Annotated in this window: 14 protein-coding genes; 11 read left to right on the forward strand and 3 right to left on the reverse strand. The window is 48.7% G+C overall.

The features are described from left to right. Nucleotides 1–427: 427 nt before the first annotated feature. Together AK963_RS08745 and AK963_RS08750 are read right to left on the reverse strand one after the other, a co-directional pair. Nucleotides 428–1,657, reverse strand: coding sequence for a beta-ketoacyl-ACP synthase (locus AK963_RS08745; protein ID WP_066015082.1), 1,230 nt, complete (start codon nt 1,655–1,657; stop codon nt 428–430). 119 nt (nt 1,658–1,776) lie between these two features. Then, complete coding sequence (locus AK963_RS08750) at nt 1,777–2,229, reverse strand: Sbal_3080 family lipoprotein (protein ID WP_066015083.1); 453 nt, start codon at nt 2,227–2,229, stop codon at nt 1,777–1,779. 286 nt (nt 2,230–2,515) lie between these two features. On the opposite strand from AK963_RS08750, the gene putP reads away from it, so the two are divergent. The 11 genes from putP to AK963_RS08805 all read left to right on the forward strand — a co-directional run bounded on the left by putP (nt 2,516) and on the right by AK963_RS08805 (nt 14,281). After that, nucleotides 2,516–4,006: a sodium/proline symporter PutP gene (gene putP, locus AK963_RS08755; RefSeq protein ID WP_066015084.1), complete on the forward strand. Its 1,491-nt coding sequence runs from the start codon at nt 2,516–2,518 to the stop codon at nt 4,004–4,006. Nucleotides 4,007–4,199: 193 nt separating this feature from the next. Further along, nucleotides 4,200–4,646, forward strand: a complete 447-nt coding sequence (locus AK963_RS08760; RefSeq protein WP_066015085.1) for a hypothetical protein — start codon at nt 4,200–4,202, stop codon at nt 4,644–4,646. 160 nt (nt 4,647–4,806) lie between these two features. Continuing rightward, nucleotides 4,807–5,187 carry a c-type cytochrome gene (locus AK963_RS08765; RefSeq protein ID WP_066015086.1) on the forward strand — a complete coding sequence of 127 codons (381 nt, stop codon included), beginning with the start codon at nt 4,807–4,809 and terminating at the stop codon, nt 5,185–5,187. Nucleotides 5,188–5,213: 26 nt separating this feature from the next. After that, a complete protein-coding gene (locus tag AK963_RS08770; protein WP_066015087.1) occupies nt 5,214–6,575 on the forward strand; it encodes a D-arabinono-1,4-lactone oxidase in 1,362 nt (453 codons plus the stop codon). A gap of 261 nt (nt 6,576–6,836) precedes the next feature. Then, complete coding sequence (locus AK963_RS08775; RefSeq protein ID WP_066015088.1) at nt 6,837–8,114, forward strand: alanine racemase; 1,278 nt, start codon at nt 6,837–6,839, stop codon at nt 8,112–8,114. A gap of 16 nt (nt 8,115–8,130) precedes the next feature. After that, on the forward strand, nt 8,131–9,315 hold the full coding sequence (locus AK963_RS08780; protein ID WP_066015089.1) for a DUF819 family protein: 1,185 nt from the start codon (nt 8,131–8,133) through the stop codon (nt 9,313–9,315). Nucleotides 9,316–9,652: 337 nt separating this feature from the next. Continuing rightward, nucleotides 9,653–10,594 (forward strand): tripartite tricarboxylate transporter substrate binding protein, encoded by a 942-nt coding sequence (locus AK963_RS08785; RefSeq protein WP_066015090.1) that lies wholly within the window; start codon nt 9,653–9,655, stop codon nt 10,592–10,594. A 108-nt stretch (nt 10,595–10,702) separates the two neighbouring features. After that, entirely contained in the window at nt 10,703–11,170 is a 468-nt protein-coding gene (locus AK963_RS08790) for a tripartite tricarboxylate transporter TctB family protein (protein WP_066015091.1), read from the forward strand. Between the two features lie 11 nt (nt 11,171–11,181). Beyond that, entirely contained in the window at nt 11,182–12,684 is a 1,503-nt protein-coding gene (locus AK963_RS08795) for a tripartite tricarboxylate transporter permease (RefSeq protein WP_066015092.1), read from the forward strand. Nucleotides 12,685–12,753: 69 nt separating this feature from the next. Continuing rightward, nucleotides 12,754–13,452 carry an RraA family protein gene (locus AK963_RS08800; protein WP_066015093.1) on the forward strand — a complete coding sequence of 233 codons (699 nt, stop codon included), beginning with the start codon at nt 12,754–12,756 and terminating at the stop codon, nt 13,450–13,452. A 46-nt stretch (nt 13,453–13,498) separates the two neighbouring features. Beyond that, nucleotides 13,499–14,281 (forward strand): SDR family NAD(P)-dependent oxidoreductase, encoded by a 783-nt coding sequence (locus AK963_RS08805; protein WP_238593675.1) that lies wholly within the window; start codon nt 13,499–13,501, stop codon nt 14,279–14,281. A gap of 32 nt (nt 14,282–14,313) precedes the next feature. Here the strand turns inward: AK963_RS08805 and AK963_RS08810 are convergent, their stop codons facing one another. Continuing rightward, nucleotides 14,314–15,714, reverse strand: coding sequence for an MATE family efflux transporter (locus AK963_RS08810; protein ID WP_066015094.1), 1,401 nt, complete (start codon nt 15,712–15,714; stop codon nt 14,314–14,316). Nucleotides 15,715–15,718: the final 4 nt, after the last annotated feature.

Consider the following 15,718-nt stretch of genomic DNA (forward strand, 5'->3'; position numbering starts at 1 on the left):
TTGAGAACCTTATTTCCGAAGATTAAAAAAACGGAAAGCGTATAGTTGTGTGATTTTGAAGATTTAAGTTGGACTTACCATCATGCTAGTAATTTGAGATAGCTTCTTACAAAGTCGCACATCGCGTTTACAAAGCAAAACACCAAACACAAACAAAACGACAGTGCAAGTACGTACGCCATTCTAACCAAGCATTAAATGCCTGTCACTAAGCATTATCTTTTCAAAAAATACGTAAAATTCTGCTTATATGCCCGATACTTAAAACATTTACTCACAATAATTCGGTCACACCGGAAGTTCGACTTACTTACCAGCCATCATCGATGGAAGACGGGTGAACAGTGACAGGAAGAAGTGTTCAGATAATGATAAATACTCAATCTTACGGGGGAATGAACAATGCTCTTTCACGAATTCACGAAGTTCAGGACTCTCCCTCATACCAGCGTTTGAAAATTAACGAGACATTCACTCCGCCAAAGGCATAATTATTCGACATAATATAGTCACAGGATTTATACAGTCCCTTCGGCTCAATATGAGCCAGCCCACTACAATCTTCAGCAACATGATTCAGGTTTAATGTGGGTGCGAACCATTCCTGGTTCATCATATTGATGGATAACCAGGCTTCAAGAGAGCCACACCCCCCGAGCGCATGACCGATATGACCTTTACTGCTGGATACTGGTACATGATCACCGAATACCTGCCTGATTGCTTCAGCTTCAACCCCATCACTCTGGGTACCTGCCGCGTGAGCATTGATATAGCCCACCTGCCAGGGCTTAATACCCGCTGAATCAAGAGCTCGCTCCATCACTCTTTTCATCATGGTCACGTCCTGTCGGGTCACATGACTGCCATCAAGGTTGGTCGCAAAGCCCACTACTTCTGCCAGAATCGGTGCTCCTCTTTGCTGCGCATACGAGAGCTCTTCCAGCACGAAGGTAGCGCCCCCTTCTCCAACCACCAGGCCATTTCGGTCATGGGCAAAAGGTTTCGCTGCCTGGGCAGGTGATTCGGTTGAACGACAGGCAGCATAAAACGAATCAAAGACAGCCACCTGCATCGGCGACAGCTCCTCTGCACTGCCTGCAATCATGACGGGGTGAACCCCCTGACAAATCGCTTCATAGGCGTAACCGATAGCCTGCCCGCCAGAAGCACAGGCAGAACTCGTCGGATATAACCGCCCTTTTATGCCCAGAAGTAAACTCAAATTAATGGATGCAGTGTGGCTCATCAACTGCACATAAGCGGTGGGGGAAATACCTCTGACCTTATTCTCAGAAGCAACTCTTGCAAAAGCGGGGAGCTGTTCTGCTGATCCAAAAGAAGAACCATAAGCAATGCCTACATTTTCCATATCCACCCCGGAAAGTGCCAGCCTACTCTCCTCAATGGCCTTTTGTGCAGTCTCTGCAGCAATACAGGAAACTCGACTCATGGTTCTGAGCACTTTCCGTGGCAGTCGACTCAGAGAGTCTGTTTTCACAGGCGCGGCCAGAAAGCATCCCAGCCCATCAATACTGCGCCACTCATCCATTAAAACAACGCCACTGTCACCTCTGTTGAGGCTGTCATGGGCTTGTGGCCAATCATTACCTATCGGAGTCAGCGCGGACATCCCAGTCACTACTACACGAGTCAATTCCCATACACTCCATCACTAAGCAGGGGCGTGCATATTATTCAAATTACGCAGGAAAAAGAAGCAGGAAATAACCAGTGGGTGCTCACGATCCGTGCATGTGAACACCTCAAGCACTTTTATTTACCGAGAGAGCCAAACATCTGCTGTATGACGGGAGCCATTTTGTCCTGAGTGCTGTCGAATTTACTCAAATCCAACCCACCCTTACCTTTTAGATGGAAGATACCCTCCCCGATCTTTGCATACCCCTTATACAGATGCAGCTCAGCGTGTGAAAGGAAGGGCTTAAAATCCCAGCTTTGCAGGGCGGTGTAGGTCATACGATAATTACAGGACGCAGGCATTGTCGCACTATCATACAAAACAGTATTAATACCATACTTCTGAATTTCACTTCGTACCGCTGGCAGAAAATCTTCTCGAACCACTTTTGGATTATTTTCTATACAAATAGTATCAATATTTTCTGAAGAGCTTACCGGCTGCACCTTTACAGAGGTACATCCAGCCAGAACCATAAATGCAGAAATCGCCAGTATTTTTTGAGTAGTCTTATTATTTGGCTTCATAAACTCATCCTTAACTTATAAAAATTTGAGGCAAATAAATAATTGAAGTCAGAAATAGGCATTTTACACATCTGATGACATTCTGACTAAAGAATAGATACAGGAAAAGTAAGTCACAGCAGGCGATAGCTTCAGCAAGTAACACGACAACATAAATACAAAGTGCTACCCTGTTTCACCTTAGCTTCGATGCCAGATATCAATCTGAAATGTCGCTCGTTTTTCATACATCAGAAACATCTCTGGCATAACAACAAAAACTAAAAACTATAAAAAAGGATCACTTATGAATGAGAGCAGTAGTGCTATTCTAGCTACCTTTCTTATTTATCTGGCCCTGATGCTATTTATCGGGTACCAGGCTTGGAAGCGTACCAGCAATTCTGAAGATTATTTTCTCGGGGGACGAACACTGGGACCATGGCCTGCGGCACTCAGTGCCGGAGCATCAGACATGAGCGGCTGGCTCCTGCTAGGCCTGCCCGGTTATGCCTTTGCCGCCGGGTTTGAAGCATTCTGGCTGGCCGGTGGCTTGTTATTGGGTACCTGGCTGAACTGGCTGTTAATGGCCAAACGACTGCGGGTATACAGTGAAACTGCTGGAAACTCGGTAACTCTGCCGGAGTTTTTTACCAACCGTTTCAGAGACCACTCAAAAATGCTGCAGGTGGTTTCAGCCTTTTTCATTCTGCTATTCTTCCTGTTTTACACCAGTTCCGGACTGGTTGCCGGCGGTAAATTGTTTGAAACCGTCTTTGGTATTGATTACAGCATTGCCGTGATTGTCGGCACGCTCTGCATCATCTCCTATACCCTGTTTGGCGGATTTCTCGCGGTTTCCTGGACTGACCTTATCCAGGGGTTATTGATGGCGGCTGCATTGTTAATTGTCCCCATTATTGCCCTGCAGTCTGGCTCTTCAGAGCAGTCATTAATCACGTTGCTGGAAAACCATAATGCACACCTGCTTAATCCCTGGACTAGCGCCGATGGTGAAGCATTGACGTGGATTGCCATCCTGTCACTGGTTGCCTGGGGTTTCGGTTATTTTGGCCAGCCGCATATTCTCGCTCGTTTTGCTGGCATTCGTTCCCAGAGAGATGTTCCCACGGCCCGACGCATAGCGGTCACCTGGAGTGGTTTATCCATGGCAGGTGCCATCCTCGTCGGTCTGGCAGGTCTGGTCTACATGAACGATCAGGGCTCTGCACTTGCCGATGGTGAGACAATCTTTATGGTTCTGGTGAATGCCATCTTCCATCCAGTGATTGCCGGCATTCTGCTGGCCGCCATCCTGGCTGCTATCATGAGCACCGCCGACTCTCAGTTGCTGGTGTCATCCTCTGCACTGGCTGAGGATTTCTATAAAGATATTCTGAAAAAAGATGCGACCTCAGAGCAGGTCATGCTTGTAGGGCGTTTTGCTGTCATCGTGATTGCGCTGGTTGCGCTTTACCTGGCCTTTGATCCCGACAGTTCAGTCCTGGGGCTGGTCTCTTATGCCTGGGCTGGTTTTGGCGCTGCATTTGGCCCTGCGCTGTTAATCAGTATGTTCTGGAAGCGGATGAACCGCTTTGGCGCTTTGGCTGGCATTGTTGTTGGTGGCGTTACGGTTGTCGTCTGGAAGCAGCTGAGTGGTGGCATCTTTGATCTCTATGAGATTGTACCCGGCATTCTGTTTGCGTCTGTAGCGATTGTGGTCACCAGCCTTATGACAAAAGCACCCGATGAAGAAATCACAAAAGAGTTTGATTTGGTAAAACAAGCTATATCCTGATTAGTACTCTTTATTGGCTATAGGAGTAGCAGTAGTTTTTATTACTGCTACTCCTTATCTTTTTCCAGTTCCAGGCACTTAAACAAATTCTATTCAGTGAAACCTAAAGCCGAATAGATTGTCTAAACTGCGTCCAACCTGAAGCACACGCAGATTCGTTTCTAGTAATAGTTAGGTCATGTGAGTATTACTTATGGAAGCAGCTGTAGTTAATCCATCCAGAGTAAATACTGAATCAACTGACGTAAGCCGACATGAAACTGCTCAAAGTAGCCCACCTTTTGCCTGTTGCTGCTTTGGCATACGTCGCAAAGTCACTAAAATGCAGAAAGAACCAACAGCACCGGACATTCTGCTAAACAATACTCCTATACAGGAGAGCCCGGTTTCATTATGTCAAACTACTGTTTTTTCAGGCATTCTCAAACAAGCTACACCTGAAAACAATTTACCTCCCTCAAGCCCTGCTAGCTCCGATAAGTCTGCAAAGCTATCCGACTCTTCCAGTATCATTACATCGCAACTTCAATTTTTTAGCGAATCCCCAGACCTTCAAGGAGAGAAAAGGCTGCAGAAAAAAGAGGTACTGCGCAAATTAATGAATATGGTTGCAGACCAGAGTAACAGCCCTGCATCATAGCAACTCTTGATGCCAGGCAGCTAAACCTGGCAAATCCCTGGCATTTTATCTTTTCAACGCAGTTTTCTTTTTACACCAAAACTGTACCATGGTACAAATTACAACAACTAGACAAGGTTCGACTCCAGAGTAAAAGTCAAAACAATAAGAGAACCGCTTTATGAAGTTCCTGAAAACCGCAAAATACCTGACAGGTACCGTATTATTTTCTTTCCTGCTCACAGCTTGTGACTCATCGCAAATCCTGTCATCAAATGAGCCATTCGACCCGGCACTGGCAAGTCAGTTGCAGCCAGAAGATGCTCATCTCTCCGCCATCTACAACCGCAGTTGCAAGGCCTGCCACACCATTGCCAATACCGGTGCCCCACTGACTGGCGATAGCTACAGCTGGGACAGTCGGATGGACAAAGGCATGGATGAGCTTCTGGACAATGTGATCAACGGCTTTGGTGGCATGCCTCCTTTCGGTATGTGCATGGACTGCGACCCCGAACAGTTTGAAGCCCTGATCACCTTCATGGCTGCCCCAGCAGAATAATAAGAAGCGAACACCAGGATATCGTTATGTTAAGTCGCCGACATTTTTTGACGTCATTAGTTGCTGTTGCGGCAGCCCAGGCTATTTCACCCTCCATCAGCTTCGCTGCAGAAAAACGCCGCATTCCCTGGCGCAACTGGTCTGGATCACAGCAGTGCTTTCCTGAATTCAGAAAAGCCCCAAGCAGCGTTGCGGAGCTGCAGGAAATCATCACATCCTCAAAGGGTGTTATTCGTCCAGTCGGTTCCGGGCATTCATTCAGTGCCCTGGTTCCTACTGATGACACTCTGGTGTCTCTCAGCCGTATGTCTGGCATCGTCGATCATAATCCGGATAAATTGCAGGCCACTATTCAGGGTGGAACCCGTCTGGGTGATATTGGGCAACCACTGGAAGAACTGGGTCAGGCCCTGACCATCATGCCAGACATTGACCAGCAGTCACTGGCTGGCTGTCTGGCCACCGCAACCCATGGCACAGGAGCCGGTATCGGCTGTATCCCCACCATGGTAGAGGCCCTGGAACTGGTCACCGCCAATGGCGAGGTATTGCAATGCAGCGAACAGGAAAATGCAGAGCTATTCCAGGCTGCCAAGGTCTCACTGGGGTCACTGGGTATTATCACCAAGGTCACCATGCAGAACTCAGCACCTTACCGATTAAAGCGGGAAACAGTCTGGCGTGAATTTGATGAAATTCTCGAAGTCGCGGAAGACATGGCGGACAACAACCGTAATTTCGAGTTCTACTACATCCCCTTTACCGGGATGGGCTGGACAGATGTTCACAACATTACCAATGAGCCATTAGGCAGCACTGAACGACTGGATACCAATGATGGCGCCAACGACCTGAAGCTGGCCAGGGATATGCTGAGCTGGTCCCCTGCCCTGCGTGAGGTGATCTTAAGCACCTATATGAAAACCATAGACGACGAGATCGTCATTGAAAGCTCCTGGAAGAATTACGCCAACGATCGAAATGTCCGTTTTAATGAGATGGAGTATCACCTGCCCAGAGAAAATGGTCTGAAAGCGCTGAAGGAAATTCGTGAAGTCCTGGAAGAGAACTTTCCTGAGGTCTTTTTCCCCATTGAATTCCGTTATGTGAAAGGTGATGACATCTGGTTAAGTCCGTTCTACCAGCGGGAAACCTGCTCCATTGCCATACACCGTTTCTTCGAAGAGGATTACCAGGACTTTTTCAAGGCCATCGAGCCTATCCTGCGTAAATACCATGGCCGCCCTCACTGGGGTAAACTCAACAAGCTGACTGCCCAGGATTTCTCCAGGCTCTATCCAAAATGGAAAGAGTTCAATCAGGTCAGGCAGCAACTGGATCCTCAGGGTAAATTCCTGAACCCCTATTTGAAGCAACTGTTTACCTGATAGCAATAGAGAGGGTCTTCGTAACCAGCCTTCATGGAAAATTGAGGTTGTCGTAAATAGCTTTATAAAGAAGGAACCACAAAGGTCACAAGGCCACAAAGTGTTCTGAGGTATAACTTAGCCAGGCTCAGTTAACCGAATTGTGCTTTCTTTGTGCCTCGGTGTCTTTGTGGTGAAAAGCACCTCTACATTTCTGCGACATACCAGAGTTCCCTGGAACCAGTACGTCAACTATAAGAATAAGAAACATCAATACTGGCCATGAATCATAACGACACAAATGATCGCTACTATGAGGACATGGGCCTGAGCCTGAAAAAGGCTGGCCTCTGCAGCCCTGTACTGGTGATCGATAAACAACGGCTTGATCACAACATTGACCAGCTAAGGGAGGTCATCAACCGGGGCTTCGAGTACCGGATTGTTGCCAAGTCACTGCCGTCTATCCCGCTGTTGCGCTATATCATGGAGCGCACGGGAACCCGGCGTTTGATGAGTTTCCACATTCCTTTCCTGATTCACCTGGTAGAACACATTCCAGAATCGGATGTTTTACTGGGCAAACCCATGCCGGTCAGTGCCGTCAGGTACTTCTATGACTGGCACCGGCAATACCCCGGCGAGTTCCTGCCGGAATACCAGCTCCAGTGGCTGGTCGACTCTCTGGCACGTTTGCAGGAGTATCATGCCTTTGCAAAAGACAATAACCTGCAGCTACAAATTAACCTGGAGATCAATATTGGTCTCAACCGTGGTGGTTTTTCTGACCTTGCCGAATTCCAGCAGGCACTGAAAATCTTGAGAGACAGTGATCATCTGTCCCTGTCAGGATTGATGGGCTATGAAGCCCACATCACCAAAATTCCCGACCTGATCGGCGGCCCGGATAAGGCATTTCGAATGGCCATGGCACGCTATCAGGAATTTACTGAACAGGTACGAAAGGTATTGGGCGACCAGGCATTAGCGAGCCTGTGTCTCAATGCTGGAGGAAGCACCACCTATACCCTTTACCAGGACAACAGCCTGATCAATGAAATTGCCACCGCTTCCGCCCTGGTGAAGCCTACCGATTTTGACGTTTTCACTCTGGACCATCACTCCCCTGCTGCTTTTATTGCTACCCCGATCATAAAAGATGTCCAGAAGCCAAATCTTCCCATGGCATCAGCTATCTCAGCGCTATTGAGAATGGTCGGCCTTTCTCCGCAACGGGCGGCATTTATCTACGGGGGTAACTGGCTTGCTTCCCCCTGCTACCCCACTGGCAGCAAACGTTCGGGATTACTTGGCCACTCCAGCAACCAGGAGCTGTACGAAATCGACAAAGACCACCCTATTCAAAGGGATGACTTTATGTTTTTCCGGCCTAGCCAGAGCGAAGCTGTCTTTCTGCAGTTTGGGAATATTGCGTTGATGAATAACGGAAATATAGAAACCTACTGGCCGGTATTTCAATACCCCGAACCCGGCTCACCGTTAGCCAAAACCACACCCCCGTTTTCAAAGGATCTGTCAGCATCAGCCGCTGAAGGATAAGGAGTTTATTGTGTCCATGTTATTTACTGCCCTGGCTTATCTGCTAGTGCCCGCCGTACTGATTATCCTGTGCCAGAACCTCAGGCTGCTGGATAAAATCGGTGTTGTGGTGTTGTCGTTTGGTCTGGGCATCGCCCTGAGTGCAGGTTTCGACCTGCCAGCTCTGTTCGGTGAGGAACAGCTGTCAGCCATTCAAATGAACCTGAGCGAAATCTCCATTGCCCTCGCTCTGCCCCTGCTGTTGTTCTCTATTGACGTGAAACATTCACTGAACATGGCCGGTGATACCATGAAAAGTATGGTCGTCGCCTTGTTGAGCGTGATGGTGATCAGTGCCATCGGAGCTGTTCTGTTTAATGATCAACTGCAGAATATCTGGCAGATTGCCGGGATGTCGGTGGGCGCCTATACCGGCGGTGGCCCAAATATCGCGGCAGTGAAAACAGCTATCGAGGCCGATCAGGACATCTTCATCACCATGACCACCTACGATATTCTGCTCTCGGCGTTATACCTGATGTTTGTCATGACTCTGGCAAAGCCACTGTTTGGCTTGTTTCTCCGCCCATTCCAGTCGGACGCCAATGCCAGCGATTCAGTGGATCAGGATAAATTTGCTCATATGGCCGACGAAAGCGCAAACAGCTATAAAGTACTCGCCAGCCTCAAAACCCTGCCTCAGACACTCCAGTCGTTGCTGTTTTCCGGACTGGTGGTTGGACTGGCGCTGGGCCTGTCATCACTGTTTCCCAAGTCCATGTCGTCTGTCGTCACCATCATTTCCATCACCAGTCTGGGGCTGGCAGCCTCCTTTATTCCCTATATCCGAAAGCTGGCCAACAGTTTTCAGCTGGGTATGTATCTGATTCTTGTCTTCTGTTTCACTATGGGCACCATGACCGACACCAGCATTCTAACCAATCTTAATTTGGATCTGTTTGCCTACATCGGTTTTATCCTGCTGGGATCCCTGTTTGTTCAGGCCATTGTCTGCAAGCTGATGAAAATCGATACAGACACCTTCCTGATCACCTCTTCTGCAGCGATTATGTCAGTGCCCTTTATCCCGGTGATTGCCGGGGCACTGAAAAATCGTGAAATTCTGCTGCCTGGTTTTGCAGCTGCCATCATTGGTTATGCGCTGGGTAATTACCTGGGGGTAGCCGTTGCTTACGGAACTCGTTATGTTTTAGGCCTGTAATGCGGTAAGCATGTTTTTAAATGGCGGTCATCACCGCCATTTTCTTTTAAATAATCATGCTCTCCTGTTTTTGATTAACTAATAATCACATCAATATTTTGATCTCTAATGATTTATTGAAAACATACATCAATTAGTACTGTTTAAATTTTGTCAGCTATTATTTTCATCATTTTCTTAATCGAAAGTGAATGTATTGTTTAACCATTAAAGCTTTCTTATTTTGAAAAAAACACCATTTATTTTTAATAAATCCACTACTCACTGATGACACATATCAATAAATCCTAACAGATCACTTCATATACTCACGCCGGTAAACAACCGGGTTTTCTCCATGAAAATGAAATTTAAAGCGGCTGTTGGCATTGCCCTTCTCAGCCTGAGCTCTGCATTTGCTTTTGCGTCTGCTGATAACTATCCAGCCAGAAACGTTCGTTTAATTGTTCCCTTTGGTGCCGGTGGTGGTACTGATGCGGTGGCTAGGGCACTGGCAAAATACGCAGAACCACACCTTGGCCAACCCATTGCCATCATGAACAGAACCGGTGGTGCTGGCGGCGTTGGCATGACCGCTGGGGCTAATTCCAGACCCGATGGCTACACCATTACCATGGTCACCAGAGAGCTGGCCTCCTTGCCAAAAATGGGATTAATGCAGGCTGACAGCGAAGACTTCAAAATGGTCAGGCTGGTCAACCTTGACCCTGCCATTGTGACGGTCCGTGCAGATAGCCAGTACACGACCATGGCTGAAATCATTGACGAGGCCAAAAAGAATCCAGGGCGTATTCAATTCGCTTCAACCGCAAAACCCAACTTCTATATTCTGGCCATTGAGCAGAATCAGAATGTGACCTTTAACCAGATTCCATTTAATGGTGCATCCGAAGCCACTACTGCTGTTATGGGTGGCCACGTTGCGTTCACCATTACCGGACCGGGTGAAGTGAAAGCTCAGCTGGACTCAGGCCAGCTGAAGCCACTAGCAGTGCTGGCAGAGAATCGTCTGTCGTCCATGCCTGACGTCCCCACCATGAAAGAACTGGATTACGATGTGGTTTCCGGAACCTGGCGCGGTATTGCCGTTCCTTCCAGAACACCAGACGCCATTGTTGACAAACTGGAAGACGCTTTTGCCAAAGCGGTAAAAGAAGAAGGCTTTGTCAGCTTTATGGAAAAAGGGAACTTCTTTATTGAAGATAAATCTTCCGAGTCATTCACTCAGTTTATTGCTGAAGATACTCAATCCCTGAACACCATCATTGAAAAAATGTAAACACTGAATGCCTGTTTGAATCACATAGCTGGCCATATAAATGAATTATTTCCAGCGATTTAAACAGGTAGTTCCCTCCCCCCTTTATTTGTTTAAGATGAACCTGTTATGGAAAAGTTCAAAGGTCCACAGCTGACCATTGTGCTGTACTCTTTTCTTTTTATTTTTGCACTGTCTTTCTTTTACCTGGCAACGACATTTCCGATACCCACCATTGGCAACCATACACTGGGTCCTGGCTTTTACCCATCTCTTATTTCTGCCGCACTGATTGTGTTAATTACGACTCAGGTCGTATTTGATCTGAAGCAGAACAAACTGTTCAGTCGGAAAGCCAGGAAATCATTTCCATGGCGCCCCGTATGGATGTTCTCCATTCTGGCCGGATACGCCGTTGCCATGTACCTGATTGGCTATCTGGCAGCCACCATCCTCTGCTTTGCCCTCATTCTCTTTATGTTAGGGATCAGAAACTGGCTCTGGTATCTGGCTGCTCCGATATTTTCCTATGGTCTGAATGTTGTGTTTGCTGACATCTTTCTCGTATTTCTGCCATCAGGCCTGCTGTTTCAATAGGGACGTGATTTATGTTTGAACTTTTACTTCAGGGATTACAGAGCACGTTACAGCCGGGTATTTTCCTGCTGTTGCTGGCAGGTGTCACGGGCGGCATCATTATCGGCTCACTCCCGGGGCTGACGGCCACCATGGGCGTTGCCATCATGCTGCCCTTCACCTTCGGCATGGGCCCCAATGCCTCACTGGCCATATTGATCGGCGTCTATGTCGGAGCAATTTATGGCGGTTCCATTCCGGCAATCCTGCTGCGGACACCGGGCACACCGGCATCTGCTGCGACTGCTCTTGATGGGCATCAACTGGTGCAACAGGGCCATGCCGCCAAAGCATTGAGTATCTCTGTCGTCTGTTCATTTATGGGAGGCTTGATCAGTACCATCATGCTGATCACGCTTTCCCCGATGCTGGCGGGATTTGCCCTGAAATTCAGTGCCCCGGAATACTTTATGCTGGCGGTGTTCGGGCTGACCATTATCGGCAGCATCTCATCGAAAAGCCTGGTCAAAGGTCTGATCAGTGGCTTTATCGGTCTGGCTATCGCCTGTATTGGTCTGGACCCTATCACCAGTACACCACGTTACACCTTCGGCATCATGGAACTCTACAATGGCCTGTCGATTATTCCGGTGCTGATTGGTCTCTTCGCGATTTCAGAGTGTCTGCTCCAGTCCGAACAGATCGTTAAAGAAGCGAGTCAAAAAGCACTGACCTTCAGCCATAAGCTGTTCAGCTATCCAGAGTTTCGTAAATTCTTCCCTTCTGCACTGAAAAGCAGCCTGATGGGTACCTGTATCGGGGCAGTCCCCGGTGCTGGTGCCGATATTGCGGCCTTTGTCTGCTATAACGAAGCCCGTCGCAGCAGCAAGAACCCGGAAAACTTCGGTAAAGGTGCCCTGGAAGGTATCGCGGCTGCCGAGTCCGGCAACAACGGTGTCACCGGCGGTGCACTGGTGCCACTGCTCACGCTTGGCGTACCCGGTGATGCCGTCGCAGCTATTCTGCTGGGTGCATTAACCATCCAGGGCATCGCGCCTGGTCCCATGTTGTTTCAGAACAGTCCGGATATTGTCTACGGGCTGTTCAGCTCCATGCTGGTTGCCAACATCCTGATGCTGATTGTCGGCCTGGCCGGGATTAAAATTTTCTGTCGGATCGTGGAGATTCCAAAGGCACTGATCATCCCGATGATCGCCCTGCTCTCCGTGGTTGGCGCCTACTCCATGAACAACAGCATGTTCGATGTGGCCGTAGCACTCGCCTTTGGTTTACTGGGTTATCTGCTGACCAAGATTGAAATACCGCTGTCGCCCATTGTGCTGGCCGTAATTCTCGGGCCCATGGCAGAAACCAACCTGAGAAAATCCCTGATGATGTACGAAGGATCCTGGAGCTTCCTCTATGACCGCCCCATTGTCCTGATCTTCGTGCTGCTTTCAGCCCTGTCTTTGTACAGCACCTGGCGGATTAAGCGCAGGATTCAATCCAACACCAGTCCTCAACTGGCCGTCTGATACAACAGCCTGCACCTAACCGGTGCAGGCTTCTTTATTGATTTCTATTCACTGACAGGCAATTACACCATGCACGCTTACTGGCAAGATGATGACCAGCTGTTCCAGATGGCTCGAACCAAACTGTTTACCGCACTGGTTGGCGACATCATGGACGACCTGGGGTACACGACACATTTTTTACCGCCGGAAATCAAAGTGCAGAACGAAAAGCACATCATCATTGGCCGGGCCATGACTGTTCTGGAAACGGATGTGGTGCAGGTACCAGCAGGTTCAGCGGTCAACAATCCAATATCAGCCAAAGATTTCGGTTTGATGTTCGAAGCGCTGGACTCACTCAAGAAGAATGAGGTGTACATCTGCTCCGGCTCATCGCCAACCTATGCGCTCTGGGGAGGTTTGATGAGCACCCGGGCCAAGTACCTTCAGGCAGCCGGTGCCGTGGTCAACGGTTACTGCCGCGATATCCGGGAAATCAACGCATTTGACTTTCCCATCGCCTCCATGGGCAGCTACGCACAGGATCAGAAAGTCCGGGGTAAAGTCATGGATTACGGCATTCCCATTCTATTTGGCACCGTTCGCGTTAATCCGGGCGATATCGTCTTTGCCGATATTGATGGCACGGTGATTATTCCCAGGGAGATCGAAGAAAAAGTCTTTATGGGCGGCTTTGAAAAAGCCCGTGCCGAAAAGCGTGTGCTTAATGCGCTGAAAGAAGGCATGTCCACAGTTGAGGCTTATACAACGTTTGGTGTGATGTAACTCACCAGCATGCGGTACTACTTATTCAACACGTTACTGACTGTTAATGATGATGTTCGACGATTTAAAAGATAAACGGGTATTGATTACCGGCTCAACGGCGGGCATTGGGCTGGCGGTTGCCAGAACCTTTGCCAGGAGCAGTGCAAAAATTGCCATCAACGGCTCCCGGAAAGATCAGCAGATTGATACGCTTCTTGAAGAGCTGAATGACCTGGGTGGCGAGACCATTTTCATCCAGGCTAATCTAACTCAGACATCTGAATGTGAAAAGCTGATTGGGGAATTTGTCGCCCATTTCGATGGGCTGGATATTCTGATCAACAACGCCGGTGGTCTTGGTAGTCGCAATAACCTGGAAGACATTACCGATGAATTTTACGACCGGGTGATGGACCTGAATGCCCGCTCGGTTCTGATGGTCACCAAATACGCCATACCGCACCTGCGTCAATCAGCGGTTGAGTCAGGGGAAACCGCCTGTGTGATCAGCACAGGCTCCATTGCCGGAAGAGAAGGCGGCGGTGTGGGTGCCGGAATTTATGCCGCCTCCAAAGCGTGGTTACACGACATTCATCGTAACTGGGTCAAAGAGTTCACCCAAGACAATATCCGTTTCAATATTGTCTCACCGGGTACCATCGACACGGCTTTCCATGATGGCAAAAGCGATGAGCTGAAAGAGAAGATTGCCGGATCCATTGCCATGGGTCGTTTCGGACGCATTGAAGAGGTTGCCCCCTCCTACGCGTTCTTTGCCTCTCATGCCTGCAGCGGTTACATCACCGGCCAGATTCTGGATGTAAATGGTGGGCAATTCGCCCCCTGAAGGATTAGAGCCTGACAAAGGTGTTCACACGTCTAATTGTGAACACCGCCCAGATTGTCTATTTCATTATTCGCTGCAGCCACATCCTTACTCACCATCATTTTTGGGGTTGCCCGGTAAAACAAGGTAACACTGAGGGCAAACGTCAATATTTCTGCCACAGGCAAAGCAAGAAACGCCCCTTCAAGCCCCAGGGTTTTCCAGAACAGAATGATCAGTACCAGTGGCAGTACCAGAGAGCGACTCATTGCAATCAGTGCCGACTGGGTAGCCGCATGCATACCGGTAAAATAGCCGGACAGGGTAATATTGATACCGTTAAACAGAAATGCAGGCCAGATCACGGCAATGATCGACATGGTCAGAGCCAGTGTGGCAACTTCATTACTCTGAATAAAGACACTGGCCAGCTCCTCAGGGTACACCAGCAGAGCCATCGCAAAGGTAATACCGACCATAATGGCGAGACCTACACCCAGTTTCATAAAGCTGGCTATACGCTCCGGCTTTCTGGCTCCAAAGTTGACACTGACAAGCGGCCCCAGGGCTTCTGCAGTACCGTATGCCACCATGATGCTGAGCCACAGGATATAGTTGACAATGGTAAAGGCTGCAACACCGGTAGTGCCTGCTTCGATCATCAGAATCCAGTTAATAACGAACATGACCAGTCCACCGGACATCTCATTAATAAACTCGGAAAAACCGTTATAGGCAGCCCGGAACAGCTCAAACCAGGAACCATAGGGTTTAATCAACCGAATTCGGGCCTGTTTGCCAAAAAAGCGCACCACCAGAAACGCCGTACCCAACGTATAAGCGATACCACTGGCAAATGCCGCGCCACTGACACCCCAGCCCCACACTTTGATAAACAGCGCATCCAGTACAATGTTTGTTAACGCAGTCAGCCCCAAGCCGGCTAACGCATAGTTGGGTGCATCATCCACCCGGGAAAAATACGATAAGGTATAGGCCAGCCCCATAAAGAACATAAAAGGAGAGATGATACGGATATATTCTGTGGTCAATGGCAGTGCTTCACCTTCTGCTCCGACAAAAGCCGCAATATTCCCGGCAAACAAGAATGCCAGGCTGGCCACGATGAGAGCAAAAAGCACAATCACGGTCAGGGATTTGGTAAAAATATTGGACGCCTTGCGTGTATCTCCGGCACCCAGGGCTTTACCGGCAACCACAGCTCCTCCAACCAGCATCATGACACAGAGGCCAAAGAACACCGAATAGAGTGGTATCACCAGGTTAACCGCAGCCAGGGCGGTTGCCCCCACGTAATTACCGACAAAGATACCATCAACAATACCCGCTGAAGACAGTGCCACCAGACCCAGTATGGACGGGACAACAAAACGGAAGAAATCCACCGTGGTACTGCCGGAGGTCATCTTGTCATCAGTAGTGTGAACTGACATAAGC

The organism is Endozoicomonas atrinae (assembly GCF_001647025.1).
Taxonomy (GTDB): domain Bacteria; phylum Pseudomonadota; class Gammaproteobacteria; order Pseudomonadales; family Endozoicomonadaceae; genus Endozoicomonas; species Endozoicomonas atrinae.